Raw genomic sequence first — 26,954 nt, forward strand, 5'->3', positions numbered from 1 at the left:
GCCGCGATCGCCGCCGTCACCTTCGTTCCCGCGACGGTGAGAAATCTGCGACACGGACGCATCGGTGTCGGCACGCTGATGACGATCGCGCTGCTCGGTGCCATCGCATTGGGCCAGATCCCCGAGGCCGCGATGCTCGGTATCTTGTTCTCCGTCGCCGAGGGGCTCGAGGAATACGCGGTCACCAAGACCCGCCGCGGACTGCGCGCACTCCTGTCCTTGGTGCCGCCGACGGTATCTGTCCTGCGCGGTGGAACCGAGCAGGCCCTGTCCCCCGACGATGTCGTGATCGGGGACATCATGGTGCTGCGGCCGGGTGAGCGAGCTGCCACGGACGGCACCATCGCTCGCGGTTCGACGAATCTGGACGTGTCTGCGATCACCGGCGAGTCCGTGCCCATCGAAGCCGGTGTCGGTGACGAGGTGCATGCCGGTGCCATCAACGGCGGCGGGGCCATCGAGGTCACCGTCACCGCGCCGGCATCGGAGAGTTCGCTTGCTCGCATCGTCCGCATCGTCGAACAGGCCCAGGACCGCAAAGGGGCCGGCCAACGGCTGGCGGACCGTATCGCACGTCCGCTCGTGCCCTCGATCATGATTCTCGCCGTACTCGTCGCCGGCGTCGGTGCGGTGCTCGGTGACCCCATGTTGTGGCTCGAACGCGCACTGGTGGTCCTGGTCGCGGCATCACCGTGCGCGTTGGCCATCTCGGTGCCGCTGTCGGTGGTGGCGGCGATCGGGGCTGCGAGTCGCAACGGGGCATTGATCAAAGGCGGTGCAGCAGTGGAAGAGCTGGGCCGCATTCGCGTCGTCGCCTTGGACAAGACCGGCACCCTCACCGCAGGACGACCGGAGGTCGTCGACGTCGTCACCGCTGCGGGAATCAGCCGCGACGCCGCGCTGGCCGTTGCTGCTGCGCTCGAAGCGCGCAGCGAGCATCCACTCGCCCGCGCCGTACTGGCCTCCGTATCGACCGTCGCGGCCGCCGATGATGTCACTGCCATCGCCGGGCACGGCCTGACCGGCACCCTCGACGGTGCCGCGATCAGGCTCGGGAAACCGAGCTGGTTCGACACACACCCCAGCTCCGAGGTGTTCCGCGCCGACGTCGCTCGTCTGCAGAGCGGCGGTGCCACAGTCGTTCTCGTCGAACGCGCCGGAGTTCTGATCGCTGCGATCGCCGTCCGCGACGAACTGCGGCCCGAGGCCGCCGAGGCTGTCCGCCAACTCACCGCGCTCGGTATCGACACTGCGATGCTCACCGGCGACAATGCGCTCACTGCGCAGGCTCTGGCGACCCAGGCGGGCATCACCGCCGTCCACGCCGAACTACTGCCCGAGGACAAAGCGGCCCTGCTGACCGACATCGCGGCCGGACGCAAGATTGCCATGGTCGGCGACGGCATCAACGACGCTCCCGCCTTGGCGACCGCAGATGTCGGTATCGCCATGGGCGCCATGGGAACCGACGTTGCCATCGAGACCGCCGATGTTGCCCTCATGGGGGAAGACCTCCGGCATCTACCGCAGGTGCTGGCCCACGCTCGACGCGCCCGGCGCATCATGATCGAGAACATCGCCTTGTCGATCGCCATCATCGGCGTGCTCGTCCCACTGGCTGCCACCGGTGTCCTCGGTTTGGCGACTGTGGTGCTCGTCCACGAACTCGCCGAAGTCCTGGTCATAGCCAATGCGATTCGCGCTGCCCGCACCACACCGTTGGACGGGTTCGTGCCCCCGCCCGCGGCGTCCGGTGCCCTCAACGTCACGATCGCACCCGCAGCGGCCTTCGAGGATGCCTGCTGCGCTCCGGCTCCGACGCCGAGGAACACCGCACCTCTCGCATCTGGGAACCTACTGGCCTCCACCACCGCAACGTCACCGTCGGCGATCGGAGCAGACGATGGCAGCTCCGTGTGCTCGGATGGATGTACCTGCTGCACATCGACCCCCGCGTACGGCGAACTCTTCCGCGGACAGAGGTAGAGACCTGCGGGCGGTGATCGGACTGCACGCAGGCTCTACGGGATCGACATGACCGCAGCAGCACGGGCATCGACAACAGAGGTGCGCTGGTACCACCTCGAACGAGCACACATCCTCTCGCAGCCCTGTTGACGGTTGCATGCTCGCAACCACGCCGCGATGTTGAAAGCTGCGGCGGTAGAACATGATCGGCGCGAATCCTGGGGCCAGTTGATTCGGATCGTGGTCGCTGCTCCAGGATCGTGGTCGGGGCGATACCCGGCCGGTAACACCGGCCGGGTCGAGGCGGGACTGATGTCGCCGATGCCCATTCCGCAGGACCTTGCGGACGCGCTGGAGGGCACGTAGCGGGAGTCATCAGTTCAGGCCTGCGTAGGAGTGCAGGCCGGAGACGACCATGTTGATGATGAACAGGTTGAACAGCATCGCTACGAATCCGGCGATGTTGATCCATGCTGCGCGGGTGTTGCGCCATCCGCTGGTGGCGCGGGCGTGTAGGTAGGAGGCGTAGACGATCCAGGTGATGAAGGAGACCGTTTCTTTCGGGTCCCAGCCCCAGAATCGGCCCCATGCGGCTTCGGCCCAAATGGCACCGAGGATGACGCCGACGCCGAAGAGTGGAAATGCGAAGATCGTGGTCTTGTACGCCACGATGTCCAGTGTCTGCGCGGAGGGCAGACGGGCGACGATTCGGCTCATTCTGCTCCCCGAGGCCTCGGGATGCTTCATGCGGATCAGGAACAGCGCGCTTGCAACCCCGGAGATCAAGAACACCCCGCTGCCGAGCGAGACGATGGAGACGTGCACCGGCAGCCAGTACGACTGCAGTGCCGGTACCACCGGTGCTGCGTTGGCGTACAGCACGGTGCCGGCGACGAACAGGAGGATCAATGTCGGTACCAGGACGAACAACCACAGGGTGCGCAGTTGCTTGGAGCGCAGCACCACCAGTGCAGCCAGTACACCGGCCGCGCAGGTGACCGAGACGAATTCGTACATGTTGCCCCACGGCGGCCTGCTGGCGGCGATCCCGCGAAGAACGATCGACCCGACATGCAACGTCAGCGCCACCATCACCAGCCCGAGGCCTGTGCGCCCCAGGCGTTCGGACGGAACCCGCCGGGGTGCGTCGGGAATGCGACCGGGTGTCGTCGACGTCGCGGCGATTATTCGCGTGCGCAGTCGCTCCGTGTTGTGCAGTGTCGCCGCACGGGTCGTCGCGAGCTGGCCGAGGAACGCCATCGCGGCGAGGAGATAGACCACGAACGCGGTCTCGAAGCTGATGTCGCTCCAGCGGGCGAGGGTGTCGTCGATCGGCATGGCGCTACACCGTTTCTCTGTCGTGGGTCTCGGAGTCGCTCGAAGTTGCCTGCGGCCAGATCTGTGACCGGAGGGTCTCGAATTCGGGTCCCCAGCCGGCGTGATCGGTGCGAGCCAGTCCGCCCATGTCCACGCCCGCGCGGCCGTGTTCGGCAGGGTGGATCCGAAACCAGACACGACGGCGGGTGATCACCAGGGAGATCAGTAGTCCGGTCATCATCGTGACCGCGAACACGAGCACCCACCGCTGCGCGGGGTCGTATCCGACCTGGAGGTTCGCGAATTCCTTGGCCCCGTCGAACCGGACGACGGTGCCGTCGGTGAGGGTTGTCGATTCTCCGGGCCGCAGGTTGACTCGGTCCTGCTTGACCAGCCGTCCCTGGTTGATCATCTCCTGGTCCAGGGAGAAGATCGACTGCGGGATGCCGGTGTCGAGACCGGTGTCGCCTTTGTAGATGTCCACTGCCACAGCGGGATCGACCAGTTCCGGGAAGCGGGAGGAGAGCAGGTTTCCGTTGAATTGCGCGGTGGGCGCGAAGAGTCCTTCGATGGCGATCTGCCCTCGGCGGCGTTCGTCGGCGGTGGCGTAGGTCCCCCCGGGTGGGTCGAATCGCAGCGCGCCGCTGCTGAGGAACGTGGTGGCGTCGTCGGGGCGGAACTGCAGGGCTTCGGTGCGGGTCTGGCCGTCGGGGAAGGTGACGGTGAATTCGGGGGCGTAGCCGTGTCCGGTGAGGTAGATGCGTTCGTCGCCGAGCCGGAGGGGTTCGTTGACTTTGAGTTGATAGTCGCGCCAGGTGTCGGCGGCGATGTCGTCGGCGCTCTGGTAGGAGATGTTCGAGGTGAACATCTCGGCCTGACCGTTCTCGAGGTAGTCGGCGGTGAAGTCCTTGACCCGGATACAGAACGGCTCGAGGCCGGTGCCGTCGGTGCTGTTGCCGGCGCGGAAGGAGTCGTAGACGGCGGGAGAGGTGTTGCAGAAACCGGGTCCGTTGTCGGCGATGACGATGACCGAGCCTTCGTAGCCGAACAGTTTGCCGATGGCGATAGCGGCGAGCAGGCCGATCAGCGAGAAGTGGAAGAGCAGGTTTCCGGCCTCGCGGGTGTAGCCCTTCTCGGCCGAGAGGGTCAGTGCCCCATCGGGCTCGGGCCGCACGACGGTACGCCACCCTTTCAAGTGCGGCGCGATGTCGGCGATCACCTTCTCGGGGTCGCCGGCGAGGGTGCCCGAATGATGCAACGGTAGTCGAGTGAGATTTCGGGGTACTCGAACAGGTTGTGCGCGAAGAGCTTTACCGTGCTCGATCAACCGGGGAGTCAGACAGCCGATCAGAGACACGAACAGCAGGACGTAGATCGCGGTGAACCAGGAACTTGCGAACACGTCGAACAATTCCAGTGTGTCCATCACCGGCCCGAGAGCCGGGCGGGCGGCGATGTAGGCATCGACGGCCTGGGTATTGAGATTGCGCTGCGGCAGCAATGCGCCGGGGATTGCTGCGGCGGCGAGGAGGAACAGCAGCACCAGCGCTGTCCGCATCGACGTCAGTTGTCGCCACCGGTTGCGCAGCATCGCCACCGTTCTGCGCACCAGTCCCGGCGAGTGCGCACTGGGGTGTTCGTCGATCGTCATCTCCGCACACCCTTCACCGACCACCATCTAAATACTACGCGACATAGTAGTTTGCGGGTTCGGTGTGGTGGAGCGTGGTCGGCGCAGCAGCGAGAACGCCAGTGCCGCAACAGCGCCGGTAGCGGCAATCCATTCCGGAACGCTGCCGGTGATCGTCGCCGGGGTGAGCGTGGTGCTCAGTGACACCTCGGTGACGACAGCTGCGGGGGTGAACAGCTCCGTGCGCTCGACGACCTCCCCGCGTGCATCGATGACGGCGCTGACGCCGCTGGTGGCCGAAACGACGACGCTGCGCCCGTGTTCGACCGCCCGTACCCGCGACATGGCGAGTTGTTGATAGGTCATGTTCGTCCGACCGAAGGTGGCGTTGTTGGTCGGCACTGCGATCAGCTGGGCACCGGCGCGAACGGAGTCGGTGAGCAATGCGTCGAAGGCGACCTCGTAGCAGGTGGCCACCGCGACGGGCACTCCGGCGAGGTCGACGACGCCGTTGCCCTGACCCGGAACGAAGCGTCCTGCTTGGGCGGCATAGGGAGAGAGTGCGGTGACGATCGTGCGCATCGGCAGGTACTCCCCGAACGGCACCAGTCGACGTTTGTCGTGCCTCTGCCCTGGGCCGGTGACCGGATCCCACACGATCGAAGTGTTCGTGGTGGTGCCGTCGCCCTGGCGTAGCACCGTGCCGACGAGAATGGGCACTCCGACGGCGCGGGCTGCGGCATCGATACCCGCCGCGGCATCGGGATTGCGCAGGGGATCGATGTCGGAGGAGTTCTCCGGCCAGATGACCAGATCGGGTACGCGTACGCGGCCGGAGTCGATGTCGTCGGCGAGCTCGATGGTGCGCTGAACGTGGTTGTCGAGCACTGCTCGTCGTTGGGCGTTGAAGTCGAGACCGAGCCGCGGGACGTTGCCTTGCACCAAGGCGACGGTGACCGTGTCCTGCGGCGGCGGAGCGAACAGTGGAGCCACCACCGTGAGCGCCCCTACAACAGTGGCCGCACCCATGCACGACGCTGCTGCAGTTCTGCGGGTGAACCGATCGGAAGCGATGGCACCGGCCAGAGCGGACCCGATCAGCACCACGACGAACGACAACCCCGGCGCGCCGATCAACGCAGCCAGAGGCAGCAGCGGCCCGTCGGATTGACCGAATGCGATGCGGCCCCAGGGGAATCCGCCGAACGGGACACGTGAGCGCGCAGCTTCGATCGCCACCCAGGCGCTCGCCACCCAGACCGGCGCCCACGGCAGTCGCGACATCCGATCCGCTACCGCGCCGAACATCGCCACGAAGAGGGCCTGAACGACAGCCAGCGCCAGCCACGGCACCGACCCGACGTACTCCCCCACCCACGGCAACAGAGGCACGAAGAACGCCGAGCCGGCAACGAAGCCGTAGCCGGCCCCCGCACGCGCCCCTCGCCCGCGCACAGCCAACAGCAGCATTGCAAGTGCTACCGGAGCGAGAAACCACAGATCGATGGGCGGGAACGTGGCGTACATCGCCAGCCCCGAAGTTGCCGCTGCGGTCAGACGTGCCCAGGTTCGGGGCCCTTCACCTCGACTTGTCCGATACAGCCGCCACACTCGACCTCGGTCGACGCAGGACGGTCCGGGCCCGGGTTCGGCATCGGGCATCGCCCTCATGACGAGGGTGCCGCCGCCCTCACGGCGACACGACGCATCGGGTGGCGGAGAAATCGACGGTATTCATCAACTACTATGGTGCATAGTATTTCAAGTGTTGGCAAATCCGGGGTCACCTGCACCGTCTGCGGTGCACCCGGACGTACGCACGGTGTACACCCGAGAACGAGGACCAGTGACCCGCTCCCCCATCGCCACCGCTCGGCTCCGCGCCGCCGCAACCGCCCTTGTCCTGGCTCTGGTCGCTGCCGCTCTACTGGTCGACTACTGGGCGCAGGCGGCGTTGCCCGGCTCGACGATTCCGCTGCGGATACTCGAGCTGCGACTGGCCTTCAATCGCGGAATGGCGTTCAGCCTGGGTGATTCTCTGCCCGTGTGGGTCGTCGTCGCCGTGACGGCGTCGATCACCACCGGGTTGGCGATCTACGGGTGGCGTACCGCGCCTCACGCGGGTCCGGTCACCACGGCAGCGCTGTCGTTGGTCCTCGCCGGTGCACTCTCGAATGTCCTCGACCGGCTCCTCGACGGCGCGGTCACCGATTACTTTCACACCGGTTGGTGGCCGACATTCAACCTCGCCGACATCTACATCACCTGCGGGGTGGTGCTGATGATCGGGGCGGCACTGTTCACGCGAGAGGCCACAAAGATTACCCCTCGGCCCGCAGTGCCCGACAGCGCCGAATCGTGAACTTGCATGAGATACCTCGGTGCTCGAATCGAATGCCCTGCAGTGCAGACACATTCGCGACAGGACAATCATGCTGATTCGCTCGAACAGTGAGAGTGATCGACACCGAAACGGCTCGAAACATAGTCGACCACAACCACCGACAAGCGATCGTCGCCTCTCGCTCACCGAGGCGCACCGAGGCGCACCGAGGGGAACCTGCTGCATGAGCGACAACATCCCGGCGCTACCGCGCCGTATTTTTCTCGCTACGAGCTGCGCTACAGCGTGCCTGGCTGCCGCCGGATGCAGCGTCGGCGAAGCCCCGTCCGGTGAGGACACCGCTTCCGACGGTCCCATCACCTTGTCGGTGAACGATGTTCCTGTCGGCGGTGGAATCGTGCTCGCCGACCGGCAGGTCGTCGTCACCCAACCGGAACCCGGTACCTTCCGTGCCTTCTCGGCTATCTGTTCTCACCAAGGGTGCACAGTGAACCGAGTCCGCAACGGCACGATCGAGTGCCCCTGCCACAACAGTGCCTTCTCGATCACCGACGGGGCGGTCATGCGCAGCCCCGCTACCGAGCCACTGCCGAACCGCGCCGTGACCAGAACCGTAGATACCCTCACAGTCGACTGATCCATCACCGGGCGGCCGAACATGCGAGGTGGACGGGTTCGGGGTGAACGGTGTCGACCGGGCCGATGTGCGGCAATCGAGGACCCACTCTGTGCCCCCACCCGACTGGTGCCGGTTCCGGTACATCGCTGCCGTGTCGACGACAGCACGGCGTGCCGATCTCGCACCGGGTCGAGACCTGCCTACCAGAGACCTGCCTACCAATTGACCTCTCGGCAACGGCCTTCGCCTTCCTGGGGTTCGACCTGCACAGTGGCGTGCTCGAGACCGAACTCGTCGCGGAGAACCTGCTGCGCTGCAGCGAGCACCCGGGGTGTCTCGGCCTCCGGGGCGACCGTCAGATGCGCCGAAGCGACCTCCATCCCCGACGTCAGTGTCCAGATGTGCAGATCGTGTACCTCTTCGACATCGTCGACACCGGTCAGGGCCTTTTCCACGGCGGCGACATCGATGCCCGACGGAGCGTGTTGCAGCAGAATTCGTACGGCATGACGCCCCAGAGTGAATGCACGCGGCAAAACGAACAACCCGATGGCGACCGCGATGACCGGGTCGGCGTACCGCCACCCGAACACGACGGTGACCAGTCCGCTGACGAGCACTCCGATCGAGCCGAGCATGTCCGCCATCACCTCCAGATACGCACCCCGAACATTGAGGCTCTCTTTCGCACCACTACGCAGAAGGAGGAACGCGATCAGGTTCATGGCCAGACCGAGCAGTGCCACCAACATGACCGGAATCCCGGGCACCTCCGGTGGGTTCGTGATGCGTTGCGCGGCTTCGTAGAGAATCCACCCAGCGACACCGAAGAGCAGCACTGCATTGAACAGAGCCGCGAACACTTCGGCTCGATACAGTCCGAACGTGCGGCCGGTCTTGCGAGACTGCCGCTGTGCGAGTGTGATCGCCACGATCGCCATCAAGACCCCGAACACGTCGGTGAACACGTGTGCGGAATCGGACAACAACGCCAGCGACGAGGTGGACAGACCCACTACCACCTGCGTCACCAACGTAACCGCCCCGAGACCGACAGCGATCCACAGTCGCCCGAGGTGCTTACCGGATGCGCTCGCCGGCGATCCCGGCTCTATCCCGTGGCCATGTCCGTGTCCCATCGTGGGTACCCCTTCTCGGCGTGGTTCGATAGCAGGAACACAACATATTGCGATATGCGCATATATGCAAGTGTCGTGTTCGCTGGAAGCTGCTGCCCGCGCGGCCGCACTGCGTCGGCGCAGAACTATGATTCGTAGTAGTTCGATCTCGGTTGCGCGACTCGGTCGCGCAGCCGTGCCGATATTGCCGGCCGACAGTTTTCCCGCCACACATCATCCACGTAAGGGGTGCCGCGTCATGGCCACCGACGACATGGCCACCGAAGCCGCACTCTCGACCCGCGGTCCGGTGAATCGACGCTCCGGTTCGCAGGTGATGCTGCTGTGGGCCGCGATCGCGGCAGTGGTGGCCGCTGCGCTCGCGGCGTTGTCGACGTCGCAGGCGCTGATTCTGCTCGGGCTTCCCGATCCGGGACCGATCACGACCTACGGTATTCCGGCGCTGACCGCGCTCGGAGAGGTAGCCGCGGTCGTGGCGGTGGGGTCGTTGCTTCTCGCAGCGTTCCTCGTTCCTCCCCAAATGTCGGGTGTGCTCGACATCGACGGGTACATCGCCGTCCGCACCGCGGCGAAGGCCTCCGCAGTGTGGGCGGTGTGCGCAGCGGCGTTGGTGCCGCTGACGCTCTCGGACGCGTCGGGTCAACCTGTCGGATCCGTTGCGGCGCAACCGGTGCAGTTCCTCGGTGCGATCGGCGATGTCGAGGCCTCCACTGCATGGGCCATCACCGCCGCGATCGCGGCGATCACCGCCGCAGCATGCGCGGCGGTGTTGCGGCATCGATGGACCCCCGCCTTGTTCGCCCTGTCGATGCTCGCGTTGATCCCGCGCGCGGTCACCGGCCACTCCTCGACCGGCGGCAATCACGACATCGCGACGAACTCGTTGATCCTGCACATCCTCGCCGCCGCACTGTGGGTAGGCGGACTCCTCGCACTTCTCGCTCACGCGCTGCGCGGGGGTGGACACCTTGCCGTCGCGACCCGCCGCTACTCGACGCTCGCTCTGGTTGCGTTCGTGATCATGGCGGTCTCCGGAGTGGTCAACGCTGCCGTGCGAGTACCCGTGACGTCGCTGTGGGATTCGACGTACGGCGCTCTGATACTGGCGAAGATCGCAGCCCTGGCGATCGTGGGGACCCTCGGGTGGATACAGCGACGACGAACGGTCGGCGCTCTGGCTCACGATCCCGAGAACCGCAGATCCCTGATCACGTTGTCGATGATCGAGACCCTCGTTCTCGTCACCACAGTGGGCCTGGCGGTCGCACTCGGTCGCACTCCCCCGCCCCCGCCGCAGGACGCCTCGCTACCTCAGGCGCACGAAGAAGCCTTGGGCTACGTGTTGGACGGCCCGCCCACCGCTGCGCGGTTGGCGTTCGAGTGGCGTTTCGACCTGGTGTTCGGGTCCGCGGCCGTGATCGCGGCTGTTGTGTATCTGGTGGCCGTGCGGCGTCGTCGGCGGGTAGGCCTGCCATGGCGGCGGCGGTGGACCGCGAGCTGGTTGATGGGCACTGCGGTGCTGCTCGTGGCGACCTCGTCCGGGGTCGGGCTCTACAGCCCGGCGATGTTCAGCGTGCACATGGCGGGACTGACCGCGGTCGCCATCGCCGTGCCGCTGCTGTTGGTCCTCGGCCGACCGGCCACCTTGTTCGCCTCGGTCCTGCCGACCGCGCCGGCAGCCGACGCACCGGGCTCGCGCGAATGGCTCCGGGCTGCATGGCACAGCCGAGCAGCCCGGATCGCAATCCACCCGTGGGTCAGCACCACGGTGTTCCTGAGCAGCTTCTACCTGATCTACCCCGGCGGAGTGTTCGACACCGTCGCCGACTCGCATGTGGCACACATGGTGATGAAGGGCTGGTTCCTGACCGTCGGGATGGTGATGTTCTGGGGCACGGTCGGCGAAGACCCGGTACCGAGACCGATCGCGGGACTGACGAAGTTGCTCGCGAGTATCACCGCGTTGGCCGGGTTCGCATTCTTCCTCGTCGTGACGATCGATCTCGAGACCGCGCTCGGAGCGAGCTTCTACAGCGGACTGCGTCTGGATTGGAACGCAGACCTGCTGGCCGACCAGCGGCGCGGCGGCACTCTTGCGTGGGGCATCGGCGAGTTACCGTTGCTCGCTGCCGCGGTTCTCGCCGCGGTCCGGTGGTCGGCGGCCGACGAGAACGCGGCACGACAACGAGACCGCCGAATCGACGATCAAGGTGATACCGAACTCGAGGCGTACAACACCATGCTCGGTGGCCTGTCCTCTCGGCGCGATCACCCCTGATACCCGAAGAATCCGTTCTCGGTCAGAGTCGCCGCAGCCCGGTCGCCGCAGCCCGCGGGATGTCCTCCGAGGACCGTGACCAGCGGTATGAGCGAATCCGGGTCGAAGGGGATGGAAAAACTATGCTCGATAGTAGTAACCTGTGGCCTGACCGTCACCATTTCGTTATCTCGAGCGAGGCCTCGGCCTCGTAGCCACCAAGGATTGTGATCTTGGCCCGACACCGCACACCCGATCCGATCGACGACGACTGCGCAGCGCCGGCGCGCGGCGGCGTGATCTCGATGCCCGTCGGCACCAGGCCGACGGCGCTCACCGATCGCCCCCGTCATCGACGGGCCGAGTTCGCACCCTCACGTTTCGTGACCGAGTCGCCCGCCGATGCCGGGTACTCCGACACTCTGCCGGAGGACGAGCACACGCCCTCGGCGCAGACGCCCGCACCGGATGAAACCGTTCACGCGGTCAGCGACGCCTGGGACACCGCGGCCGCGGACACTACCGCGTCGATGTGGGCGGCGCACGTGGCCGGTCCGGACGAGGCGACGCACGACGACGGGGGCCGCGCCGATGTCCAGGCCGTGTCGCGAACTACTCGCCGCGGACTTCATCGCCGCCGGGTGCCGAAGCCGGGTGGCCGCGCCATCGCTGCGTCGGTCGCGGTCGGTGCCTTTCTTTCCGCGGCAGCGACGGCTCCGAACACCGGGTCGCAGGACAGTGTGGCGCTCAGCGCCGCGAGTATCGATCGACCTCCCGCCGGCGCCCTGCCGCCGAGCCCGGTCGTTGCCTCACCCCCGCAGGTGTTGCAGTTGCCCGATCTCGACGTCGGCCGGTTGGCGCAGCGCATGACCGAACAACTCGCCGAGGGGGGAGTTCGGGCGGCGGAGCGCGCAGCACGCGATGCCGAGGCGCGCCGCCCGCTCTCGGTGGTGCCGGTGTCGGGAACATTGACCTCCAGTTCTGGGCCACGTTGGGGGACAACGCATTACGGACTCGACATCGCCAACACGATCGGGACGCCGATCGTATCGGTGACCGACGGCGAGGTCATCGAAGCAGGGCCGGCGCAAGGGTTCGGCCTGTGGGTGCGTATTCGTCAGGACGACGGCACGATCGGGGTGTACGGCCACATAGACCAGGCGCTCGTCACCGCCGGTCAACGCGTGAAAGCCGGCGAGCTCATTGCTACGGTAGGCAACCGAGGCCAATCCACCGGACCCCACCTGCATTACGAAGTGTGGCAACCCGACGGTGCCAAGTCCGACCCGGCGGCGTGGCTGTCGGCACGCGGAGTCGATATCACCTGACACGACAAGGAAAGAAGAACTGGCGATGAAAAGGCTCGGTGATCTCGAAGCGGAGGTGATGAACGTGCTCTGGGAATGCGATCGACCGCAGTCGGTCCACGACCTGCGCGAGCGCATGGCCGGCAGAAACCCCGCCTACACCACGATCCTGACCGTCGTGACCCATCTCCACGAGAAGGGGTGGGTCGAGCGGACCAAGCAGTCACGCGCGTACCTGTACTCCCCGGTGCAGTCGCGCGCGGAGGCCACCTCGCAAGCGCTGCGCGAAATCCTCGACACCAGCACCGACTCGGCCGCCGTCCTGATGCATTTCGCGAAAACCGTCACCGACGACGAGCTCGACGCTCTGCGGGGGAACCTGCCGGACGTGAACCGGTGATCGTCGCGCTGGCGTTGCTCCTCGCGGCGATCATCGCGGCCGTCGCCCTGCCGCAGCCGTTGACCTCTCTCACCCGCACCGTGAGCCCCACTCTCGCCTTGACCGCATGGATCGGCAGCATCGCCGGGGTGCTGTTTCTCGTGGGATCCGCGGTGACCGTGTTGCTCTGGCCCGGCCATGCGCCCGCCGAGGGCATGGTCGAACTTGCCGTCCGCTGCCTGGGATCGCTGCAACACGCGGCGCAGCCGTGGATCGGTGAAGCTGTAGCCGGGGCATCGGTCGTCCTCGCGGCGTCGGCGTCGGCGCGCGTCCTGCGCTCGACTCGCCGTCAGCTTCGAGCCCGGTCCAAAGTCCGCGACTATCACCGCGATGTCATCGCCGTCGTCGCGCGCACGGACCCCGGACCCGAACCGATCATGTGGCTCGACCACCCGCTCCCGCTGGCCTACAGCATCGACGGTCGCCCGGGCTACGTCGTGGCCACCGAAGGCCTGCTCGCCCATCTCGATCCCGATCAGCAGCGAGCTGTGATCGCACACGAACGTGCCCACCTGCGCGGGCGACACCACCGCATCGTCAACATCTGCGAGATCCTGGCCAAAGCACTTCCTCGCGTTCCTCTGTTCGCCGCAGCACCTGCAGCGGTGCGGGTTCTGGTCGAGGTCGCCGCGGACCGGTCCGCGGCCGCGGTCACCAGCGCCGACACTGTGCGTTCGGCCTTGTCGACGGTCTCGCAGGCGCATTCAGCGCGTCCACTGTGGGCGTTGGGCCTGATCGGGGAATCGACCGCCGAGCGGTTGCACCACCTCGACACGAGCGCGCACACGCCGAGCCGAACCGGGGCAGGCGCGTACGCTGCCGCCGCCGTGCTGCCGCTCGTGGTGCCGGCCGCCATGGCAATCCTCCTTCTCAGTGCGGTCTCCGCCGCAGCGTGCGCGGTTCTGCTGACTTGAACCACCCCTAAATACTATGCAGCATAGTATTTGAGTTAGGCTGTCGGACGCGTCCTGTAATTCGCGTGCGATTCGAAGGTGGTTCCATGACGGCGCTGACATCTCCTCCGGCTGCGCCGGCGGTTCGCCCCTATCCTCCCCGCGGGGCCCGCAAGGGGTCGTTCCTGCACACGATGGTCACCACCACCGATCCGAAGGTCATCGGGCTGATGTATCTGGTGACCTCGTTCGGGTTCTTTCTCGTCGGTGGCCTGATGGCGTTGATCATGCGCTCCGAGCTCGCCGTTCCGGGAATGCAGTTCCTCTCCAACGAGCAGTACAACCAGCTGTTCACCATGCACGGCACGATCATGCTGCTGCTCTACGCCACCCCGATCGTCTTCGGCTTCGGCAACTACATCCTGCCGCTGCAGATCGGCGCACCCGATGTCGCCTTCCCCCGGCTCAATGCCTTCAGCTACTGGCTGTACCTGTTCGGCGCGCTGGTCACCACCGCAGGGTTCATCAGCCCCGGCGGTGCCGCAGATTTCGGCTGGACCGCGTATACCCCGTTGAGCAGCGCCGTCTACTCCCCCGGTATCGGATCCGACCTGTGGATCGTGGGCTTGCTCGTCGCGGGCCTGGGCACCATCCTGGGCGGGGTCAACATGGTCACCACCGTGGTGTGCCTGCGCGCTCCGGGAATGACGATGTTCCGGCTACCGATCTTCACCTGGAACATTCTGGTGACCTCGATTCTGATCCTGCTGGCGTTCCCACTGCTGACCGCGGCGTTGATGGGCCTGCTCGCCGACCGTAAACTCGGCACCCACATCTTCGATCCCGCCAACGGCGGGGCGTTGCTCTGGCAGCACCTGTTCTGGTTCTTCGGGCACCCCGAGGTCTACATCATCGCGCTACCGTTCTTCGGAATCGTCTCGGAGATCTTCCCGGTCTTCTCCCGCAAACCCATCTTCGGGTACAAGGGGCTGATCTACGCCACCGTCGGCATCGCCGCCTTGTCCATCGCGGTGTGGGCGCACCACATGTATGCCACCGGTGCCGTGCTGCTGCCGTTCTTCTCGTTCATGACCTTCCTCATCGCCGTGCCGACCGGGGTGAAGATCTTCAACTGGATCGGCACCATGTGGCGCGGCCAGGTCACCCTCGAATCCCCCATGCTCTTCTCCATCGGATTCCTCGTCACGTTCGTCTTCGGCGGGTTGTCCGGGGTGCTGCTGGCGAGCCCGCCCATCGATTTCAACGTCACCGACACCTATTTCGTCGTCGCGCACTTCCACTACGTCGTGTTCGGAACGGTCGTGTTCGCGACCTATGCGGGCATCTACTTCTGGTTCCCGAAGATGACCGGCCGCATGCTCGACGAACGACTGGGCAAGTGGCACTTCTGGATGACGTTCCTCGGATTCCACGCCACCTTCCTCGTTCAGCACTGGCTCGGAGCGCAAGGAATGCCGCGCCGCTACGCCGACTATCTCCCGTCCGATGGATTCACCACCCTCAACCAGGTCTCGACCGTGGGATCGTTCGTTCTCGGAGCCTCGACGCTGCCGTTCATCTGGAACGTCTTCAAGAGCTACCGCTACGGCGAAGTGGTCACCGTCGACGACCCCTGGGGGTTCGGTAACTCCCTCGAGTGGGCGACCAGTTGCCCACCACCGCGGCACAACTTCACCGAGATGCCCCGAATCCGCTCCGAGCGGCCGGCGTTCGAGCTTCACTATCCGCACATGGTCGAACGCATCCGCGCCGAGCAGCACGTCGGTGGCCCGCACTCGGATTCGATCGCGCCCTCGGAAGTGATCACCGAAGCCATCGCCGGCCGTGAGCGATCCGATCCGCCGGACCCGGTGAAATAACCATCGTCGCAGAAGTGACCCACCGCTAAACCGCCCTCCCTACTACTATGTCCCGTAGTTGTTGGGTCGGGCTCGATACAGAGGAGTACCCCACGTGAAACGTCTGATGCTGATCGCTGTGATGATCTGCGGGACAGCATTGTTCGCTGCAGCGCCGGCGTCGGCGCACAGCGAACTGGTCAGCTCCGACCCGCCCGCCGATGCCACCCTGGAGTTCGCGCCGATCGGTGTCGGTCTGGTGTTCAACCAGGACATCAACGAATCGTTCGCAACCATCAGCGTCGTGGGTCCTGGCGACACTCAGTGGGCACAGGGAACGGCCACGGTCGAGGGCCCCGACGTATCGGTCCTGCTCGAGGACGGACTCCCCAACGGGCAGTACACCGTCGGCTACCGTGTCACCTCCGCGGACGGGCACCCGATCACCGGGTCGTACGGTTTCTCCGTCGACGTTGCGGCGACCGCCACCCCTCAGGACGCCGCTGCACAGCAATCGCAGGGCGGTGCGACCTCGACCTCGCCGACTCCTGTTACCACGGCTACGCAGCCCTACGATCCCAACAATCCCTCCGCCAGCGAAGACCGGCCACCGAAACAGAACACCATGATGCTGCTCTCCATCGTGGGCCTGACTGTCCTCGGTCTCGCTGCCATCGCCCTGACGTTGGTGATCCGAGGCAAGGACAAGCAATGACAGGGTCCCGATGAACATCGCCGCAGTAACTCCCCCGGAAGGCCCGCCGACGCTGGCAGCGTTGCTGAGCTTCGATGTACCGCCGCTCCCGATCCTGCCGATCGCCGGCATCGTCATGGCCGGGCTGTACTGCTGGGGGCTCTACCGGGTCCGCGGTCGAGGTATCGCGTGGTCACGGTGGCGGAGTGCGAGTTTTCTGCTCGGCTGCGCGGCGCTGGTCCTGGTGACCGGACTGCAGGTCGAACGCTACGGTTACAGCCTGTTCAGCGTCTTCATGTTCCAGCATCTGACGTTGTCGATGACCATCCCACCGTTGTTGGTGGTGGGTTCGCCCGGACGACTTTTGTTGCGTGCCACCGCTCATCACGGAACCGGGCGGTGGGTACTGATCGCGGCGCTGACGGGGTTGCGTAGCCGCGCCGGGCGCATCGCGCTTCACCCCGGGCTGACGATTCCGTTGTTCCTCTTCAGCTATTACGGTCTGTATCTGTCGTCGATCTTCGATGTTCTCGCCGTCAGCGAGATCGGGCACGTATCGATGGAGATCTTCTTCTTCGCCAGCGGGCTGCTGTTCATCATCCCTGTGCTCGCCGTCGGCCCCCTCCCTGTTCGGCAGAGCAATCTGGGCCGTATGTTCGACCTGTTCGTCGAGATGCCGCTGCATGTGTTCTTCGGTGTCATCCTGATGATGTCGAGCACCCCCATGCTCGCCACGTTCGCCTCCCCTCCCCCGCAGTGGGGTGTCGATCCGATAGCTGATCAGAAACTCGCCGGGGCGCTGGCATGGTCCTACGGTGAGCCGGTGGCCCTGCTGGTGGTGCTCATCTTCTGCATTCGATGGAACCGAGACGAAAAAGAGGAATCGGCCGTCGCGGATCGCCACGCCGAAGAAGACGGATACAGCGAACTGAACGCCTACAACGATTTCCTCAAGCAGATCGGCACCGAAACCCGGCCCCGCACCCTACGGTGACGCCCGCACAACTACGCACGACAGGACGGCCGATGCCACTGATCCGCACACCCGCAACCCCCCAGGGGCAGCTCGTCTTTCATGTGCTGGCCTACAACGGCGTACGGCTGATACTCGTGTGCGTCGCTGCAGGCGTGATCTTGGCCGTCGACGCGCTGACGACCCTCGACATTCCCTTCGTATTGGTACTACTCGCCGCACTTGCCGCAAGCCTGCCGCTGTCGGCACTGACTCTGAGGAAACGTCGCCGAACCATCAACGCGGACATCGAAGCTGTCGATCGCGCGCGCTCGATCAAGAAGCGAGGTCCCGCGGCGGGATGACCCCGTAGCAGAACTCTCTGACGCCGGCGTACGCATTCACGGCATGGCCGTATCGTTCTTGTCGATCACTGTTCACCCGACCCACTCGATGTGTGGTTGCGCTTCTGGTTTCGGCGCGCCATCGAGCAGTTCGAGGGTGCGTTGCAACAGATTCTCGATCCGATGCTCGAGATCATCGGTTATGTCGGACACATCGGCCAGATCGGTGTGGGCACGGCGGCGGGCATCGATACCGATTCGGTAGTAGTCCGAGTCCAGTGCAGCTGCAACGGGTTGCGGCGGCGAGCCGGTCATGTCCGCTTCCAGCGCGCGATCACCGAGGAGCAGCGACCGAGGCGGTCGTGGGTCGTGTCGAGGCGGCTGCCCAGTGCGATGGGCATCGACGATCCATCCGACCCCTGCCGGGGACATCGACTGTGCGGGGAACGGCATGTGGCCCCACCGGTCGATCGGCACGGCGACGGGACCTGGGTGCACCGACCATCTGGTCATGTCGGGAAAAGCGTTCGCCTGCAAGTGCTCTGAGAAGAACCTGGCCTTCCCGCTGCCCCCAACAGTACGGCATGAAGCGCATTACAGTACACCCGAAATCGGTTATCTCACTGACTATTACGCGACCGATACCTGGATACCGGCGAGGGTGGCGCGCACCATCTCGTGGCCACACGGGGTGTCGTGGCCGAGCCCGCGGTGGGACGAGAGGGCCTCACCTGGCAGTGGCTGCGGATGCAGCGGCCACGGGCGAACGTACGCATCATCGGGCATCGCCGCGAGCCGCGCGTTCACGCGAGGTGGCGCTCGAACTGGCGGCGCCGCTCGGTGGGACCGAGGTACAGAGTGCGCGTGAGCACCGATGAGGTGATCGCTACGGTCATCGACCATCTGGAGACGTTGCTGTCGTGGCCGGACCGACAGCGTATGCCGAACCTACTGTTGCTCGGTCCGACGAACAACGACAAGTCGATGATCATCGAAAAGTTCCGGCGCACTCATCCGCCGATCAGCTTGTCCGACCGCGAGCAGATACCGGTGTTGTGCATGCAGATGCCCCCGGACCCGTCACCCGGCCGGTTCTACCTCGCACTGCTCACAGCGTTGGGAACACCGACCAGGCCCCGCAATCGGGTCCACGAACTCGAACAGCAAGCATTGATGCTGCTCCGCGCCACCGGCGTGAAGATGTTCGTTCGTCCAGACCCTGACACACCTTCATCCGTTCCCTCCTACGAAGCGCTTCTCCTTAGAGGACACAGAGCCTGGACCATTGGTGCCAGCCCACGATTCGACTCACCTGTTGCCCCAATCCCATAGGAGCGCGATTATGTTCGCTCCATCGATGTCAGGATGCAGCCTTGCCAGCGTCGCACTCGGCCTGAGCGAGGCATAGCACTGAAGCCTGCCTCGAAGGGCGCGCTCGAACGGCAACACGAAGAGAGCTCGACGCAAGGGTGCAGCTCTGTACCACTCCAAGGTCAAATTCAATCTTTACCGCGGTAAAGGTCGCCAAGATATGGAACGGGTCACCCGGACTCCAGGCTCTGCAGGCCCCGGTCCCCCAGCGCATCAAGCGCATCCACGATTTAACTCAAGCAAATGCACTCAACAGGAAGTTCCCCAGCACACGCCAGCCTCGTTAAAGCGGATTCGATTGAATATTGTCTATCAAAGGCCCGCCGCCACCTTCGGCCGGCCTTCGAATGCGCACCGCCAAAGAACCCGGAACTTCGACTGCAAATCGGCCAGATCCCGACGCTTGTGGGTGCGACACTTTTCGTCACAGTGACGAAATTGGGTGGGGTGCGACATCCTGCCCCCCGGTCTTACTTCGGCGCGAACTATCGCGATTCACCCTACGTAAATCCGCCGCAAGGCGTTGCCGGCCAAACCAAGGTCCTACGAGATGGCTGAAACTAACTGCCGACAAGAAATGAAACTCAAGGCCTCACTGGAGCCCACATCACCCCACCACCCACTCGCATTTACTGAATCATCACCTTGCGGTGAGAGATCAGCCTTTACCGCGGTAAAGACGCGACAACGCCAAGGCTCAGGACCTAGCGCCTTGACAGTCCGCCGGAATTGGGCGAAACGACCAAACTGGGCCTGCCCGAAAACCCTAACGAAAACTGTTGCACCCTCACTACGATATCGGCCGGCCGATTGCATCAGAAGAGCCTGGTCGCGCATGATTGCAGTGCACTGCAACAGCAAGCAACTAGCGCGTACTTCGAAGTGCAACGACTGTTGCAGAACCAACGCCAGGTCGCGCCCAGAAATCTTAGTACGACGCGCCTCAGCGGGCCTTAAAGACATCCGACGGGCGTGGTGCCGGCACTTCGTGTATCACCATACCTAGCAAGCCTCCCGACTAACTGCTGTCGACCAGCGAACCAGCCAACGTTGGGGACGGCTGCCGTCCGCAGCCCTGCTCGCTGCTTCAATGACACAGTCCTCGCACGAATCTGCAACGGTGTAGCTCCCACACCCTCGGGTCAGAAGTCTGAATACCAGTAGTTGATGGTGCGACAGGCGGACTTAAGCACTGCCCACCTTCACTGATTTGACGTCTACCGCGGTAAAGATTTAGCCGGTAAGTACCACAGCGCGTGGACGAGCCAGTGAGCGCCGAGGTCCAGCGGGGGAGTCTGCCATCGGATCACAGACATGACCCGGCGAGTCGAAGCTACAACCGAACACTCTGGAGGCATAGTGATGTACATTTCGAGGGCGCAAGCAACTCCAGCGCTGCGCGTTCTCGCGGATCTTTACCGCGGTAAAGATCATCGCCAGAACACCACACCGAAGTAGCCGCACCGCGGTGAAGCAAACGGAAGGTGGGCTCAATGCCCGTACACGTAATAATCAGCCAAAAGGGCGGAGTGGGGAAGAGTACCCTCACGATGAACCTGGCGGCAGTCAAGAATGACGTCTTGACTCGCTCCGGAGCCAAGCAGAGCGAATCGCCAGTACTGGCAGCTTCGATCGACCCTCAGGGCTCGGCAGTGTGGTGGGCCGAAAGAGTGCAGGACCTTCCCTTCCGGGTCACTCAGATCGACGACCCGGAAATGCTCCGCCATCTGCCAAACCTGGATGGAATCAAACACGTTTACGTCGATACGCCGGGCTGGATCGGCGATCGTCCTGGGGCTGTAGATAACGGCACTTCAGGACAAGCGCTCGACACTGTACTTTCGGTGACCGATCTCGCGATCGTCCCGATCGTCCCGGAGCCACTCAGCTTCGACCCGACGGCCCGCACAATCTCCAAAGTGCTTGAGCCGAAGGGAATCCCATTCATTGTCGTCATCAACAACTGGGATCCAAGAGACGGCCGAGTCGACCTGGAACAGACCGAAGCATTCGTCCAAGCGCAAGGTTGGCCACTCGCCAACACCGTTGTTCGGCACTACAAGGTGCACAGTCGAGCCGCAGCTCAGGGGCAAGTGGTTACCGAGTACCCGCCAAATCGGGCATCGCTGCAGGCACGTGAGGACTTCCAACGCTTGTGCCTTGAGCTGGAAGTAGGTAAGTAAATGGCAACATCACAGAAGTCCCGGGGCGGTCGGGTCGATTTTTCTAGTCTGGTTGGTTCAGTGGGGGACAAGTCGCCCGTGGATGCATCCATCCCTGTGGATGGCCAATTTAGACCAGATGTGCCTCTGTCCGAACTAGTGGCCAACCCTCGGAATCCGCGCTCAGCGGTCGGGGATCTCGCCGATCTGGCTACAATCGCGGAGCGGCAGCTTCAACCTGGGACAGTGGTTACGAGCGCACGGTGGCTCGAACTTTGGCCAGAGGACGTCGCCAGAATCGGTTCCGCACGTTGGGTTGTGGTCAACGGCTGCCGAAGGCTTGCTGCGAGCGAGAAGTATGGCCGCAAGGGAATGGATGTGGTCGTTCAGGACAGCCTTGCAACATCCAAAGAGGCCATCCTGTGGGCATCAATAGTCGAAAACCTGGACCGGCAAGACTTCGACGTTGTCGAAGAGGCAGAAGCTGTCAACCTTCTTGTTACTGAACTCGGAAGCGCCACCAAGGCCGCTCAAAAATTGGGGCGATCAGAAGGCTGGATCTCGCAGCGGCGCGCATTGCTCAAGCTAGAGCCTGAGTTGCGGGAGAAACTACGTTCAGGCGATCTCGCGATCCGAGACGCTCGGGCGCTGGCGCAGATTCCGTCTGCGGAGCAGGTCGCTGAGTGGTCTTCACGCCAGCAGAACCCACCATCGCCGAAAGCAAACGAGAAGAAACCACGCCGACCCTCCGATGCTGACAAGCAGATCGCATCACGCAGCGCCGCAATCCGGGCGCTGATGAAGCTGAAAAGCGATCCCCACTCTGTGGCAGTCGCGATCAGGGAAGCGCTCAACGAGGAGGACATACGTGAGCTGGTGAAGACGCTTCGAGGCATCTGACACAGCTCATCCAACCAAGAAGGCCTCGGCGGAAAGCACATCCGCCGAGGCCTTGCTGCTGAGCCTCCGATTCGGACCAGTGGGGAAGTGGAGCGGAGGCTTAAGCCCAGGTAGCCGGTCTGTGTCAGAAGCGCGACCCACCACTTCGCCAGCTCTGATCGGTCGCCAATGGCACTCTTGCAGATAGAGCTTCCTACTCACCCTTACTTATTCAGATTAGACCAACGTAAATTGCATTTTCCGCACCGTCTAAAGCGAAACGCCAGCTCAGCATAGCTTTGCGCTGCAGGCGTGTCGGTGACCTACGCTAGGCTGCCGATATGGACTTCCGACCAGGCCGAACACCTGCCGTGACCACCGGTGCCGGCACTTCCGACGCGGGCAGGTCGGTCGCGGTCGAGCCCGAGATCCCACCCGCCGTCGCGAAGCGGATCGCGACTGCCGTGCACTCCTCCCGGTCCGAGGGAACCCGCAAGACCTACGCCGCCGCGTGGAGACGCTTCACCAGTTGGTGCGAGACGAATGGTCACGTGACGCTCCCTGCACACCCGATCACCGTCGCCGCCTACCTCGTCGACGCAGCCGACACCCGAAACGAAACAGGGGAGCGGGCTTACGCCGTCGCTACGTTCGGCACCTGGATCGCCGCTATCAACCACCACCACCGCACCACCGGCCATCTGTCGCCATCAGCCCACGAACTCGTCACCGCGACACTGTCCGGCATCCGGCGCGAGTATGCCGCGGCGGGCGACCGACCCCGCACCCCACGAAACCCGTTGCTGGTCGAGGACATCAAACTCCTCGTCGAAACGGCACGGGACCGATGCCGAGGCTGGGCCGACGAGGTCCTCGAACGTCGCGACTCCGCAATTCTGCTCCTCGGGTTCGCCGGCGCATTCCGGCGCAGCGAACTCTCCGACCTCGTGTGCGGCGACATCACCGTGCACCGGCACGACGGATTGCATGTGCGGCTGCGGAAGTCGAAGACCGACCAAGAGGGCAGGGGAGCGGTGAAGGCCCTGCCGTACACAGACTCCCACGAGACTTGCCCACCGTGCGCCTACGTTCGCTGGGTGCAGGTCGTGGCTGCGTTCGACGCCGGTGGCCGTCCGTCCGTGATCCGCCTACTCCGAAAGCGAGAACCGTTCGACGCTCACGTATGTCGTGGGGGAGTGCCGCGCACCGCCGCCCGCGCACCGTTGCTCCGGTCCGTCGCGAAGAACGGCAATCTTGGCAGCACGCCGCTGTCCGGAGCCGCGATCCACCAGACCATCCGCCGCCGAGCCGACCACGCCGGCTTCGACCCGACCGCACTCGCGAAGCTGGGCGGGCATTCGCTCCGCGCCGGCTTCGTCACTCAAGGCACCCGCAACGGTGCCGATGGATCCGCCATCGCCCGGCAGACCGGCCACGCCAGCCTTGACTCCGTCGAGGTGTACCGCCGTGAACATGCGCCCCTCGTCGGTAATGCCGTCACCAATATCGGGCTCTGACGGTGAGCTACGACTTCGGAAGATCGCAACAACGCGGGAGACTCGTCCATAGTCCTGACCAGCGCTGCCATAGGAACACCGCAGACCTACAGAGCTGGTGATGATAGAAAAACACGATCAATGTTCGGGATCGCAGGTTGAACGTCAAAGGTCACCAGGAGTACCCAGCAACCCGACTTGCAAGATCACGATCGGTCGCCGTTGAGGCCGTCTTGCGACAGTGCGGGACGATCATCGATGCCGTCGGTCTGACGCGAGAATCTCGTCTAACTATAGGGCGTACGTGAGCTTGACGAGTTCCTGCGCATACCTGTCGGCTGCAGCTCGAACGGAATCCTCCGATGCAAAACCAGCGAGCACCAACACTTGAACACAGCCGATTCCAGCAGCTACGAACGGGCCGGCTATGCCCATATCCACAACTGAGCAGGCAGCCAAGACCCCCAGAATGGCGCAAGCAAGTGTTGCCACGACCCCAATGATGATTCCTTTCGGGCGTAGACCAAGTAAGCTGCGTCGGAAGCAGTACCAAACTAAAGTGTTCTTTAGTAACGGGTATTTTCCTGCGTCCCGGGTTAACGCAATTATTCGGCCGACCGCAGTCTCATAGATTTGATCGGCGCGTCGGGGATCTGCACGTTCCTCTGACTCGGAGGGCAAACGGAGCGTGCCAATTAACAGGGCTAGTGTGCGGTGCAGGTCGGCCACCCGCTCGGGATTTTCTGCGTTCACCCATCGAAGAAGCGACGTTGTGGGTGGCCCACCCCAGCTCGCCCACAGCGTCGGTTCAAGGTTCTTCCCCGGATTGTGACCAAGATGCACAGACAATGTGCACACCGCCAACCATAGAGGCACTGGCACGACCTGCCACCACTGCGCAGCAGCACCGAGTTCGGACGCAATGACCTGTAGGAGCGCGACCACCGGACTGCTCACGATCAGGCTCGGGAGACCGTAAGCGCGAAAATCAAATGTATCCATCATCTTTGGCAATTCCACGTCTATTCCGAATCTTCGACTAGCGGTCCCAGACTCGGAATCGGTGTCCACCCCGCTCGATTTACATTGTTCTGACTGCAAACGATGTGGCCTTCTGTTGCCACAACATGAGCACTACGCCTAAGGAGTGCATTCGTTACCTTCGGGTTCGGGTGCTTGGTGCTGGCCTTAGCAGAACTGACCACGGCGACAACCTCGACCGTTGCGCCAATCGGACCGATCACCCGATCGAGCAAAGACGGAGACAGGTTATGCCGACTCCCGTGATGCGGGACCTGGAACAGGTCGACCGGCGCAGTTGCGAACTCACCTATCACTCGCTCGTACTCATCTGCAGCCAACGACAGGGCGGGCACACCTGCGTCACCCGTGAGGATCACCCTCTTCTCGTTGTCGGATAACAAAAGCACAGTAGAGGTGTTATTGCGGTGACTGGTAACCGGATCTTCTTCAAGGGTTTCGGGTGGCAGGAACGGCAAAGCCCTCGACAGCAAGTCCGTGGCCTTGGAGAAGGCAGCGGTCAGACTCTTCTTTGCGCGAGCAGTCGCAGCCACACCAGATCTCTCGTCCAAGATGTACTGCTGAATCAGCGACCGGTAATAGTCCAGCGTCGGACCGAGAACTCTGAATTGGCCACCCCATCGGGTTAATCCGCGAAACGGCTCGGTGACAGTAACTCCCTGCGATTCCGCAAGCGCAATGACAGCATCGACCCTCTCGATGTTGGAGAATAATTCCGCGTCCCCACTAACAAAATGTTCCCGCGGTCTATGGATAAGTAGCTCTCCGACGCTGAGGTTCTCAAGTACGAAAACCAGTCCATTAAGGTGGTCTGCGTCTGGATGGGTCGAGACGAGGAGGTCGATCCGATCGGTATCGTAGTAGGTTTGAACGTGATCGACGACGTTTTCTCCGATCGCGGAGTAACCGGCATCGACGACTATGACCCGCGAAGTCCCATCAGCCAGCCAAAATCTGCCCGTGATCGCGTCGCCACTCTTCGTGCCATTGCCATCTTCAGCTTCAACAGGCAAGAAATCCAACTCATACATGTGTGGGTGCCTCTCAGATGCGCGAGGCAGCGAAGCACACGCCCATGTTGACGCGCTGGTCCCACGGAGTTACGTTGGCTGTGAACCGTCCAAGTTCAGCCAATAGCTCCGAAGCCGCTACCTCTGGTGTGCCCGTTTCGGGGCTTTCGGTTTGTTCCCAGTAGACGCTACACCTGGTGTCCGACATCTGCGTGTGACACAACAGGTTGTAATCCCATCAGTGTGTTTTATGCCGCGCCTGCATGCTTACGGCCAGACAATGGGGTACGCGCCGTCAACATCTCTTGACGGTGCGGTATCTGCGTCATCAGGAAGGTTCAGCGGGACCGAGCGTCCGCTCGATGTTCTTGTAGCTTGCTTTGCAAGTTCATCACTGGGAACAGGTGGCTGCACGTCCGGGTTCGGCTGGTCGCCCTCTGTCCCAGGTGGTTCTCCGGTGCTCTGATCACATAGGTCCGTATGCGATCGACTCGCGCCAGTTTCCTGTGACTCCGTTCGCCCACCCGCTCATGGTCTTCACGTAGCTTCCGCCATCACCGCTGAGCCCGTGACGTGTATCCGTTTGTCTGCGTTCGATATCAGTCATCGTCGGTGCCACGATGCTGACCGTTCGATCCGTCGTCGCATCGATGGGATGGCGATAAGTCACGGTGATGTCGGTCCCGACCAGGGTGACCGAGACCGGCCTGAACCGCTCGTGTACTCGGCGGCGTACGACCAGACGGTCGGCCAGTGCGGTAAAAGCCGGCAAGCATTCCCTCGTCGCCGCCGATGAGTCGAGAGCGACGTCATCCCATGTTCCGTAAGGGGCGTACATCTTGGGTGTCAGACCCGCGGTGTCGGCGTACGGTCCGGTGGTCGCAAGAGTGTCAACGAGCACCACATTGCGTGGGTCCGGTTCCGCCTTGGCGAACGTTCCGTACCTACTGCGCGGCAGACGGTTCCAGTCCAGATCATTCGGTGCGAGTGACGGTTCCCTTGTTGCACAGTCCACGAAGACGACGAAAAGGTGCCAGGCCATGGAGGTGGTCACTGTTGTGTCGTGCACGAGTACGTACGCATAGTCGGCCCAGTCGTCGCCGATGACCGCACGCATCCACCCCGCGGCCTCCTCTGCCGCGACCGGGCGTCGAGGCCGGCGAAGGTCGTCCGGGTCGGATCCCGCAGCGAAGCCTTTGACTTGCACCATCACTAAACACGGCTGCGCATCCG

The 26,954-nt window shown here is 63.7% G+C and carries 24 protein-coding genes and 1 pseudogene; 16 read left to right on the forward strand and 9 right to left on the reverse strand.

Translation table 11 applies throughout. The features are described from left to right. Together CH256_RS07455 and CH256_RS07460 are read left to right on the forward strand one after the other, a co-directional pair. Nucleotides 1-1,986: heavy metal translocating P-type ATPase (locus tag CH256_RS07455; RefSeq protein WP_143536533.1), on the forward strand; the 1,986-nt coding region annotated here is incomplete at its 5' end. 48 nt (nucleotides 1,987-2,034) lie between these two features. Then, nucleotides 2,035-2,334: pseudogene (locus tag CH256_RS07460) on the forward strand (DUF3703 domain-containing protein). Between the two features lie 9 nt (nucleotides 2,335-2,343). On the opposite strand, the gene ccsB reads toward CH256_RS07460, so the two are convergent. From ccsB to lnt, 3 genes are read right to left on the reverse strand one after another with little or no spacing between them, the layout of a single operon-like run. Next, entirely contained in the window at nucleotides 2,344-3,306 is a 963-nt protein-coding gene (ccsB, locus tag CH256_RS07465; protein ID WP_032370894.1) for a c-type cytochrome biogenesis protein CcsB, read from the reverse strand. A 4-nt stretch (nucleotides 3,307-3,310) separates the two neighbouring features. Further along, on the reverse strand, nucleotides 3,311-4,936 hold the full coding sequence (gene resB / locus CH256_RS07470; RefSeq protein WP_032371004.1) for a cytochrome c biogenesis protein ResB: 1,626 nt from the start codon (nucleotides 4,934-4,936) through the stop codon (nucleotides 3,311-3,313). Between the two features lie 27 nt (nucleotides 4,937-4,963). After that, nucleotides 4,964-6,442: an apolipoprotein N-acyltransferase gene (gene lnt / locus CH256_RS07475; protein ID WP_094721993.1), complete on the reverse strand. Its 1,479-nt coding sequence runs from the start codon at nucleotides 6,440-6,442 to the stop codon at nucleotides 4,964-4,966. A gap of 319 nt (nucleotides 6,443-6,761) precedes the next feature. Between lnt and lspA the strand changes: the two genes are divergently transcribed. Both lspA and CH256_RS07485 read left to right on the forward strand, forming a co-directional pair. After that, nucleotides 6,762-7,277 (forward strand): signal peptidase II, encoded by a 516-nt coding sequence (gene lspA / locus CH256_RS07480; RefSeq protein WP_052053813.1) that lies wholly within the window; start codon nucleotides 6,762-6,764, stop codon nucleotides 7,275-7,277. A gap of 205 nt (nucleotides 7,278-7,482) precedes the next feature. Beyond that, complete coding sequence (locus tag CH256_RS07485) at nucleotides 7,483-7,896, forward strand: Rieske (2Fe-2S) protein (protein ID WP_032370893.1); 414 nt, start codon at nucleotides 7,483-7,485, stop codon at nucleotides 7,894-7,896. Nucleotides 7,897-8,093: 197 nt separating this feature from the next. Here the strand turns inward: CH256_RS07485 and CH256_RS07490 are convergent, their stop codons facing one another. Beyond that, nucleotides 8,094-9,017, reverse strand: coding sequence for a cation diffusion facilitator family transporter (locus tag CH256_RS07490; protein WP_032370892.1), 924 nt, complete (start codon nucleotides 9,015-9,017; stop codon nucleotides 8,094-8,096). A 238-nt stretch (nucleotides 9,018-9,255) separates the two neighbouring features. Between CH256_RS07490 and CH256_RS07495 the strand changes: the two genes are divergently transcribed. The 8 genes from CH256_RS07495 to CH256_RS07530 all read left to right on the forward strand — a co-directional run bounded on the left by CH256_RS07495 (nucleotide 9,256) and on the right by CH256_RS07530 (nucleotide 17,783). Beyond that, nucleotides 9,256-11,295: a cytochrome c oxidase assembly protein gene (locus CH256_RS07495; protein ID WP_032371001.1), complete on the forward strand. Its 2,040-nt coding sequence runs from the start codon at nucleotides 9,256-9,258 to the stop codon at nucleotides 11,293-11,295. Between the two features lie 509 nt (nucleotides 11,296-11,804). Continuing rightward, a complete protein-coding gene (locus CH256_RS07500) occupies nucleotides 11,805-12,602 on the forward strand; it encodes a M23 family metallopeptidase (RefSeq protein ID WP_080729311.1) in 798 nt (265 codons plus the stop codon). Between the two features lie 25 nt (nucleotides 12,603-12,627). Then, on the forward strand, nucleotides 12,628-12,981 hold the full coding sequence (locus tag CH256_RS07505) for a BlaI/MecI/CopY family transcriptional regulator (protein WP_032370891.1): 354 nt from the start codon (nucleotides 12,628-12,630) through the stop codon (nucleotides 12,979-12,981). After that, entirely contained in the window at nucleotides 12,978-13,934 is a 957-nt protein-coding gene (locus tag CH256_RS07510; RefSeq protein ID WP_032370890.1) for a M56 family metallopeptidase, read from the forward strand. Before CH256_RS07505 ends, CH256_RS07510 begins: the two co-directional genes overlap by 4 nt. Nucleotides 13,935-14,020: 86 nt before the next feature. Further along, entirely contained in the window at nucleotides 14,021-15,793 is a 1,773-nt protein-coding gene (gene ctaD / locus CH256_RS07515) for an aa3-type cytochrome oxidase subunit I (protein WP_052053812.1), read from the forward strand. Nucleotides 15,794-15,887: 94 nt separating this feature from the next. Further along, on the forward strand, nucleotides 15,888-16,487 hold the full coding sequence (locus CH256_RS07520) for a copper resistance CopC family protein (protein ID WP_032370889.1): 600 nt from the start codon (nucleotides 15,888-15,890) through the stop codon (nucleotides 16,485-16,487). Nucleotides 16,488-16,497: 10 nt separating this feature from the next. Next, nucleotides 16,498-17,460 carry a cytochrome c oxidase assembly protein gene (locus CH256_RS07525; protein WP_032370888.1) on the forward strand — a complete coding sequence of 321 codons (963 nt, stop codon included), beginning with the start codon at nucleotides 16,498-16,500 and terminating at the stop codon, nucleotides 17,458-17,460. A gap of 32 nt (nucleotides 17,461-17,492) precedes the next feature. Next, nucleotides 17,493-17,783 (forward strand): DUF4229 domain-containing protein, encoded by a 291-nt coding sequence (locus CH256_RS07530; protein WP_052053811.1) that lies wholly within the window; start codon nucleotides 17,493-17,495, stop codon nucleotides 17,781-17,783. Between the two features lie 72 nt (nucleotides 17,784-17,855). Here CH256_RS07530 and CH256_RS07535 read toward each other — a convergent pair whose 3' ends face one another. Next, the gene (locus CH256_RS07535; protein WP_094650287.1) at nucleotides 17,856-18,275 is read right to left on the reverse strand and encodes a hypothetical protein; all 420 of its coding nucleotides are present in this window, start codon (nucleotides 18,273-18,275) and stop codon (nucleotides 17,856-17,858) included. Between the two features lie 117 nt (nucleotides 18,276-18,392). Further along, the gene (locus tag CH256_RS28000) at nucleotides 18,393-18,569 is read right to left on the reverse strand and encodes a hypothetical protein (RefSeq protein ID WP_155288467.1); all 177 of its coding nucleotides are present in this window, start codon (nucleotides 18,567-18,569) and stop codon (nucleotides 18,393-18,395) included. A 57-nt stretch (nucleotides 18,570-18,626) separates the two neighbouring features. Between CH256_RS28000 and CH256_RS07540 the strand changes: the two genes are divergently transcribed. From CH256_RS07540 to CH256_RS07555, 4 genes are all read left to right on the forward strand, one after another. After that, on the forward strand, nucleotides 18,627-19,094 hold the full coding sequence (locus CH256_RS07540) for a TniB family NTP-binding protein (RefSeq protein WP_230593005.1): 468 nt from the start codon (nucleotides 18,627-18,629) through the stop codon (nucleotides 19,092-19,094). Nucleotides 19,095-20,626: 1,532 nt separating this feature from the next. After that, nucleotides 20,627-21,316 (forward strand): ParA family protein, encoded by a 690-nt coding sequence (locus CH256_RS07545; RefSeq protein ID WP_032370995.1) that lies wholly within the window; start codon nucleotides 20,627-20,629, stop codon nucleotides 21,314-21,316. 225 nt (nucleotides 21,317-21,541) lie between these two features. After that, nucleotides 21,542-22,195: a ParB/RepB/Spo0J family partition protein gene (locus tag CH256_RS07550; RefSeq protein ID WP_329946442.1), complete on the forward strand. Its 654-nt coding sequence runs from the start codon at nucleotides 21,542-21,544 to the stop codon at nucleotides 22,193-22,195. A gap of 320 nt (nucleotides 22,196-22,515) precedes the next feature. Beyond that, the gene (locus CH256_RS07555; RefSeq protein ID WP_032370886.1) at nucleotides 22,516-23,691 is read left to right on the forward strand and encodes a tyrosine-type recombinase/integrase; all 1,176 of its coding nucleotides are present in this window, start codon (nucleotides 22,516-22,518) and stop codon (nucleotides 23,689-23,691) included. 270 nt (nucleotides 23,692-23,961) lie between these two features. On the opposite strand, the gene CH256_RS27600 is transcribed toward CH256_RS07555, so the two are convergent. The 3 genes from CH256_RS27600 to CH256_RS07565 form a co-directional block, all read right to left on the reverse strand. Next, entirely contained in the window at nucleotides 23,962-24,690 is a 729-nt protein-coding gene (locus CH256_RS27600) for a hypothetical protein (protein ID WP_094622983.1), read from the reverse strand. Nucleotides 24,691-24,692: 2 nt separating this feature from the next. Then, nucleotides 24,693-25,742: a ComEC/Rec2 family competence protein gene (locus CH256_RS07560; RefSeq protein ID WP_032370885.1), complete on the reverse strand. Its 1,050-nt coding sequence runs from the start codon at nucleotides 25,740-25,742 to the stop codon at nucleotides 24,693-24,695. 445 nt (nucleotides 25,743-26,187) lie between these two features. Then, nucleotides 26,188-26,931 (reverse strand): hypothetical protein, encoded by a 744-nt coding sequence (locus CH256_RS07565; RefSeq protein WP_032370884.1) that lies wholly within the window; start codon nucleotides 26,929-26,931, stop codon nucleotides 26,188-26,190. Between the last annotated feature and the right edge of the window lie 23 nt (nucleotides 26,932-26,954).

The organism is Rhodococcus sp. 05-2254-6, assembly GCF_002258565.1.
Lineage (GTDB): Bacteria > Actinomycetota > Actinomycetes > Mycobacteriales > Mycobacteriaceae > Rhodococcoides.

What these genes read in the sequence shown, in the direction of transcription:
- ccsB (WP_032370894.1), bottom strand. Translation starts at nt 3,306, where the DNA reads ATGCCGATCGACGACACCCTCGCCCGCTGGAGCGACATCAGCTTCGAG.
- CH256_RS07565 (WP_032370884.1), bottom strand. Translation starts at nt 26,931, where the DNA reads ATGGTGCAAGTCAAAGGCTTCGCTGCGGGATCCGACCCGGACGACCTT.
- CH256_RS07530 (WP_052053811.1), top strand. Translation starts at nt 17,493, where the DNA reads ATGCCACTGATCCGCACACCCGCAACCCCCCAGGGGCAGCTCGTCTTT.
- CH256_RS07485 (WP_032370893.1), top strand. Translation starts at nt 7,483, where the DNA reads ATGAGCGACAACATCCCGGCGCTACCGCGCCGTATTTTTCTCGCTACG.
- resB (WP_032371004.1), bottom strand. Translation starts at nt 4,936, where the DNA reads ATGACGATCGACGAACACCCCAGTGCGCACTCGCCGGGACTGGTGCGC.
- CH256_RS07545 (WP_032370995.1), top strand. Translation starts at nt 20,627, where the DNA reads ATGCCCGTACACGTAATAATCAGCCAAAAGGGCGGAGTGGGGAAGAGT.
- CH256_RS07490 (WP_032370892.1), bottom strand. Translation starts at nt 9,017, where the DNA reads ATGGGACACGGACATGGCCACGGGATAGAGCCGGGATCGCCGGCGAGC.
- lnt (WP_094721993.1), bottom strand. Translation starts at nt 6,442, where the DNA reads ATGTACGCCACGTTCCCGCCCATCGATCTGTGGTTTCTCGCTCCGGTA.
- CH256_RS07555 (WP_032370886.1), top strand. Translation starts at nt 22,516, where the DNA reads ATGGACTTCCGACCAGGCCGAACACCTGCCGTGACCACCGGTGCCGGC.
- CH256_RS07495 (WP_032371001.1), top strand. Translation starts at nt 9,256, where the DNA reads ATGGCCACCGACGACATGGCCACCGAAGCCGCACTCTCGACCCGCGGT.
- CH256_RS07560 (WP_032370885.1), bottom strand. Translation starts at nt 25,742, where the DNA reads ATGTATGAGTTGGATTTCTTGCCTGTTGAAGCTGAAGATGGCAATGGC.
- CH256_RS07505 (WP_032370891.1), top strand. Translation starts at nt 12,628, where the DNA reads ATGAAAAGGCTCGGTGATCTCGAAGCGGAGGTGATGAACGTGCTCTGG.
- CH256_RS07500 (WP_080729311.1), top strand. Translation starts at nt 11,805, where the DNA reads ATGTGGGCGGCGCACGTGGCCGGTCCGGACGAGGCGACGCACGACGAC.
- ctaD (WP_052053812.1), top strand. Translation starts at nt 14,021, where the DNA reads ATGACGGCGCTGACATCTCCTCCGGCTGCGCCGGCGGTTCGCCCCTAT.
- CH256_RS07535 (WP_094650287.1), bottom strand. Translation starts at nt 18,275, where the DNA reads ATGACCAGATGGTCGGTGCACCCAGGTCCCGTCGCCGTGCCGATCGAC.
- CH256_RS07525 (WP_032370888.1), top strand. Translation starts at nt 16,498, where the DNA reads ATGAACATCGCCGCAGTAACTCCCCCGGAAGGCCCGCCGACGCTGGCA.